We start from the raw sequence: 6,000 nt of genomic DNA, 5'->3' as shown, positions 1-6,000 counted from the left end.
TTTCTTATAAGTTGGCGGACTCATTACACTTTCTGGTATGGGTAACTTTCGCACATCCTCTAGTTTACTTTCCTCAAACTCACGAATGTACTTAGCTACTGTGTTCCTTGATTTTTTTGTAATTTTTGCAATACCCCGTTTACTTTTACCCTCCATGTACATTTTAATTATTTTCTGTTTCTGGTCCAACGTGATCACTCCTGATATCCCCCTAATATGTCATTAGGGTTAATTGTCTATCAAAAGTGGCTCAGTTTTCAATTAATATGGTGGCTCACTTTTACGTTACCAAATACATCACTTTAGATATTGCAACAAAAACCATCCAAAAATTAATGAAGAATAAGAAAACTAAATTGGATTCGGAAGCATTTATCCATTCGGACCAAGGAAGTCATTACACAAGCCCTAGATATCAGAAATTATTAACAAAATCCAGTTTAGGTCAGTCTATGTCCAGAAGAGGAAATTGTTGGGACAATGCCCCGATGGAGTCTTTCTTTGGTCATTTAAAGGATGAGGTAGACTATCAATCCTGCAAGACATTAGACGAACTAAAAGCGAAAATAAACCATTATATGGTTTACTATAACAATTACCGTTATCAATGGAATTTAAAAAAGATGACCCCTATTCAATATAGGAATCATCTCTTAGATGAGGCTTCTTAACTCTTTTTTTTCATGTGTCCTTGACATGGGTGCCAGTTTAGTTGATATGCCCTTTTTTTTATTGTCTCATATTTTGCATTTCTGTATTTTTCCACAAGAAATTCTGTAAGGTAATGAACATCGTAGTCTCCTGTTATAGTGTCCTTTAAAACTATAAGGCCATAAGCACGTTTCCTATCGATTAGGATAACACTCTCGAAAGCAAACTCAAGTTTCCTAATTGATACTACATTTGTTTGCTCTAAATTCATCTTCTTACTTCCCCCCACCCATTAACTCTATATACTTTTATTATATGAATTTTTATTTATCATAACAAATTTTATAAACATTTTAAATATGGTCAATGGATATTATTTGTGAACAAAAAAAACCCCAGTTATCACTGGAGTATATGTATTCTTTATCAAATTATGTTCATATGTTTAGTTTTGGGTTTAGACCCTTTATAATCTGAGAATAATTCCGTTCTAAATGTCTTACTGCCCATATCCCAGCAAACTACTACATGGCTAGGTTTAAAAGATGAAACAGCTGTAAATAAATGCTTTACAAAGCCATGTATTCCGTTCGTTGGAATACCCTTTGAATTTATCATAAATTGCCCTGAAACAGCCGTGGCATAAAACGCACGGAACAACAAGGCCATACCATCTACAAGCATAAGTGAAGGCTTTTTGTTCTCCATTGTTGGATGTTACCTCCTCATTCATAATCAACAAGAACACTATTATATCACAAAATATTACTCAATCTTGTTTTCAGAATACGAAATCCAGTCGCTAAAACTTCCCAAGTAAAGTTTTACCTTATTGAAACCTGCTTGCTTTAATGCAAGGTAATTAGGTACAGCCGTTACCCCGGAGCCGCAATACACAATGATATTTTGATCCTGATCAAGGTCAATAAAGCGCTGTTTCTGCTCTACTGCTGGCAGGTAATGTCCACTTTGCAGTCCCTCAAACCATGGTTTGTTAATTGCACCAGGAATTCGACCTGCTTTTTTATCAATCGGTTCTTCTAGCCCCAAATAACGCTTCTGTTCCCTAGAATCGATCAAAACAGTATGAGGAGTCATGCCGCTCACCACGCTCATTACATCATCAATGGTGGCCAATAATTCAGGCTTAAGATTTACATTAAACTTCTCCTGCTGATAAACAGGAACCTCCACAGTCACAGGGAGTGTTTCTTCTATCCAAGCATTATAGCCGCCATCTAATACATAGACATTTTCATGGCCAAGATATTGGAGCATCCACCCAAACCTTGCAGCAAATGCACCCTCTCCCTGATCATAAGCAAACACAGGTACCTTCTCATTAATCCCTGCAAGCTCCAGTTTATAAACAAATTCATCAATATTCGGCAAGGGATGTCTGCCGCCATGTTCACTAACAGGTCCTGATAAATCTTTTTCCAGATCGAAAAAAACAGCCCCAGGAATATGGCTGTTATCATATTCCTGCTTGCCTTTTGTAGGATCGCCAAGTGCAAAACGACAATCTGCTATTCGGATATCTGCCTTACGTATCTTTTCAAGCAGCCACTCTTTATTGATAATCTTAACCATTCATATCCCCGCCTTAGACTTGATACTTATTTGAAATATTCGCTAACTTGCGGTCAATAACTACTAGTTCCTCAATTGATACTCCGCCATCTAAGGCTGATTCGAGACTTACATAAAAGTCTTCCACCTGTTCTTCAATTTGTTCTAAAAGGCGGTTGAATTCTCTAGTTAAAATACCTGCATAATGATTTGCTATTCGCTCCCGCTCTTGTTTTAAGTACTCATCTGCAGGTGCCTGCAGGACATGATAAAGCTCATCACTCATTTCCTTCTTATCATTTTTTTCAAAGAAAGATTTAGGATTCTTAAAGTAAGATAATGCTTTTGTAAAAACTCTGCTATTCATTTCTTCAAAAGCTTTTGTAAATGCCAGTTCTTCTGAAATCTTCATCTCAAAGCTTGAAAAAGAAAGATCATCATTTATGTTGCGTAAGCTTTGACAAAGGTCATGTTGAGAATCTTTCAATCCTTTTTCAGCAAAAAGCTCTATTCTTATCGTTGCCGCTCTCATTTCTTGAGCAAAATCGAAACCTAAACTACCAAGAAACTCATCCAGACAGGACTGTAATGCCTTTTTTAGATTCCTGCCATCATCCCTTAGCACCGATGGATTAAATGCTTCTTTAAAGAAATCACTGAAACGGAAAAATACTCTTTGTCTCATATAAAACAGTAATTCTTCCACTTCCTGTATAACCCGCTTTTGTATTCCAGCTTCTGTTTGTTCTTTTAGCAAGAGGTGTATACTCTTTTTTTGGTTATCTATTTCAACTCGTCTTTTATCTTTTTCATTTTGGTCTTCTCTAGAGCTTCTAATCAACTTTTCGACTAACTCCTGCACACGAGTAAACTCATTATCGGCAGACTTAATCGCCATCTCCGTTAAGTCGTTAGCGATAAAATGATTGAAATGATCTTCAAAGTCCTTTATCCCTGAATGTAAATCCGTTGCAGGTTCTATTTTTTCTGTTAAAGCATAAAGACTTGATAGTGGGAAAAGATTAGGATTACGGATCCCGTATTTTATTAAATGATCATTAACATAGGTGATGACGGTTTCCTTTTCGTCGTTGTTTTCAGCTAAATCAATGGCATTAATAATGAAGAACATCTTATCTAACTGGAAGCTGTCCTTTACACGTCCAAGTTGAATTAAAAATTCACGGTCTGCCTTTGAAAAGGCATGATTGTAATACGTTACAAACAAAATAGCATCAGAATTTTTTATATAATCAAACGCCACACCAGTATGACGGGCATTGATCGAATCTGCACCTGGTGTATCAACAAGCGTTACACCTTTACGCGTTAATTCACAATCAAAATAAAGTTCAATCCATTCTACAAAACATGATCGTTCTTCTCTTGCTACGAATTCTTTGAATTCTTTTAAGTCTGTCTCGAGCACAGTACCAAGCTGACTGCCATATGCAGCAAAACCATTTTTAAAAGCCTGCAAAAAGGCATAATGTGTTTTCTCGGATACCCCAACTTGCCCTTGTTCAAGCATTACCCTGTCAATATCCCTCTGAGCATCCTTCAAATTAACTGTCTGCAGTTCAAACAGCTTGAGTGACCTGTTAACATCCTCTAACATGGCACTCTCTTCCTTGAACTTTACGAGTACAGTGCCATGCGGATATTGGTCTGTCACAGGCCGGATTTTGTTGATGGCTGCGGTTGTTGGATTGGGTGATACAGGAAGCACTTTATCACCCATTAGTGCATTTGCAAAAGAAGACTTCCCGGCACTGAATGCTCCAAATAAAGCTACTGTAAAACCCTTATTTGCTAATCTGCCTGCCTTCTCTGCTAAATCACTAGATAGCTTTGTAAAGCCCGGAAGGTTTTTAACGAGAACTGATGTTTCCTCCAATTTTTTTACCATATTAGGTAACTGTTCGTTATTGACCACTTCAATCGTACTTGTTTCTTTTGTAACCAAAGTATAGCCTGCGGGCGAACCTGTGCCTTTCAAGTTTTCAGCTGCTTGTTTCTCGGTCCCACTAACCACTTCAACTTCCTCATCTTCTAATGTAAATAACTGCACATCGTCCTCTAAATGGCCGCTTCCTTCAGATAAGAGATGACTGATCGTCTCTTTGTTCCTAAGGGTTTCACCTTCAAATTTGTTAATCTCGTCTATTGCTTGTATATAGCGTTTTGAAGTCTGATATTGCTCTTCATATTTCTCTTTTAATAAACTGTTTTTCTTATCGATTGCAGATTCAAAGTCTTGTTTAAACTGAGCTAATTCATTTCTTGCTAGTTTCTTGATTTCATTAGCGAGATCCTCAGTATAATGAAGTACATACTCGCCTGATAAACGAGCCCCGGGTTTAACTGTCTTGCTTAGTAATTCAATAGGAACCTCTAACGTAAATGACTGAGCGGTCGCTTGTAGCTGCTGATGGTTAATGTCATGCTTCTTTAACACAGCATGCAGATACTCACGAATATGCCATTCTAGTTGAGATTTCGTTTTCTCAACCAAATCTTGATAGAGACGATCAAGGCGGGCAGTTCTTTCATCTTGAGTCTTTTGCTTAGTAAAAATAAATCCAACCTTAAATTCTGATTGACAAGCTTCTAAATAGCTTTCTGCTAACTCTCTTGTTTGGAACGGCATTAGGTAAGCACTTTTTAGAATTTTTTCTACTTCTAGTTCCATTTCCTTTTTCGGTTCTTCCGTACCCTTTTCAAGAGTCTGAAGAGTTGATTTTATTTGTTGGTAGGATTCCGTAAGAGAGTTCTTTTCAGCTTCCGAAAGTTCCTCTACTATTTCATAGCATGTAAGGAGTCTCTCTTCAAAAACCTCTCGGGACTCGTCAAGGTGATCTTGAGCGATTTTCTTAAGTGAGTGAAAAATTGATTGTAGAAGAACTTCATCCTTCGTTAGCAGTTTTTCAGCAATGAATTGTTTTAAATCGTTAAACTCACTCAATTTATGATCTTTAACTTTTAAAGACGTATAAAAGATCCGTGCAGGGTTTACTCCCCACGCACCGAAAGATTCTGTTACGCTTTCCTGAAATTTCTCAAATGGAAGCTCTTCTTCTTTGTGTTTATCAACTTGATTAATGACCAAATAAACTTCCTTGCCTGCTTCTGTTAACTCTTTGGTAAAAAGGAAATTTAGTTCTGCCTGAACATGATTATAGTCCATAACATATAAGACTAAGTCAGCTAGATGAATGGCTGATTCTGTTGCGATACGATGGGCATCATCGGCAGAATCAATCCCAGGTGTATCCATAATAACCGTGTTCGGCGGCAGAGAAGAGTGAGAATGACTTATTTCAATTTCCTCAATTTGGTCCCCATCTTTGCAATATTTTTTTACTAGTTCATAGTCGTAGGGAGCTAAATACAACCGGGGTTTTTCATTTTTAAAATAGACTTTAGCATATTCTTCTCCAGCCTTAACCCTGACAAGATTTGCACTCGTTGGGATTGGGCTTGAAGGAAGTAAATTCTCGCCTACTACATTATTAATCATCGTCGACTTTCCTGCTGAAAAATGACCGCAAAAAGCAATCATAAACTCTTTATTTTCAAGTTTTCTCGCTAGCTGCTTCACTTTTTCCCTATTTTCAGTATCATTCTTAATCGTTAAGTATTCATAAATAGCCATCAGTTTACTTTTGAGCGCTTGGATGGTTTGTCTTTGATTTGCTGTCTGGACCATGGTTTAATTTCCCCTTGTTCACAACTTTGTAATATTTCTATTTTAAACGATTATTCACACTTTTCCTA

General features: G+C 37.1%; 4 protein-coding genes and 2 pseudogenes. 1 reads left to right on the top strand and 5 read right to left on the bottom strand.

The features are described from left to right. Nucleotides 1-198 (bottom strand): helix-turn-helix domain-containing protein (locus tag BTR25_RS10860; RefSeq protein ID WP_483295250.1); only part of this gene is annotated, 198 nt, incomplete at its 3' end. Nucleotides 199-236: 38 nt separating this feature from the next. On the opposite strand from BTR25_RS10860, the pseudogene BTR25_RS10855 reads away from it, so the two are divergent. After that, a pseudogene (locus BTR25_RS10855) lies at nucleotides 237-671 on the top strand (IS3 family transposase); the annotation flags it as partial. Here BTR25_RS10855 and BTR25_RS10850 read toward each other — a convergent pair. From BTR25_RS10850 to BTR25_RS10835, 4 genes and pseudogenes are all read right to left on the bottom strand, one after another. Further along, the gene (locus BTR25_RS10850; RefSeq protein WP_075688092.1) at nucleotides 668-922 is read right to left on the bottom strand and encodes a hypothetical protein; all 255 of its coding nucleotides are present in this window, start codon (nucleotides 920-922) and stop codon (nucleotides 668-670) included. The pseudogene BTR25_RS10855 and the gene BTR25_RS10850 sit on opposite strands and share 4 nt — an antisense overlap. A 185-nt stretch (nucleotides 923-1,107) precedes the next feature. Then, nucleotides 1,108-1,359 (bottom strand): annotated as a pseudogene (locus BTR25_RS10845) (5'-3' exonuclease); the annotation flags it as partial. A 57-nt stretch (nucleotides 1,360-1,416) separates the two neighbouring features. Continuing rightward, nucleotides 1,417-2,244 carry a sulfurtransferase gene (locus tag BTR25_RS10840; protein WP_075688091.1) on the bottom strand — a complete coding sequence of 276 codons (828 nt, stop codon included), beginning with the start codon at nucleotides 2,242-2,244 and terminating at the stop codon, nucleotides 1,417-1,419. A gap of 13 nt (nucleotides 2,245-2,257) precedes the next feature. Further along, nucleotides 2,258-5,932: a dynamin family protein gene (locus BTR25_RS10835; RefSeq protein ID WP_075688090.1), complete on the bottom strand. Its 3,675-nt coding sequence runs from the start codon at nucleotides 5,930-5,932 to the stop codon at nucleotides 2,258-2,260. Between the last annotated feature and the right edge of the window lie 68 nt (nucleotides 5,933-6,000).

It is taken from the genome of Bacillus sp. MRMR6 (genome assembly GCF_001940785.1).
Taxonomy (GTDB): domain Bacteria; phylum Bacillota; class Bacilli; order Bacillales; family Cytobacillaceae; genus Neobacillus.
This window is presented reverse-complemented; position numbering and strand designations above follow the sequence as displayed.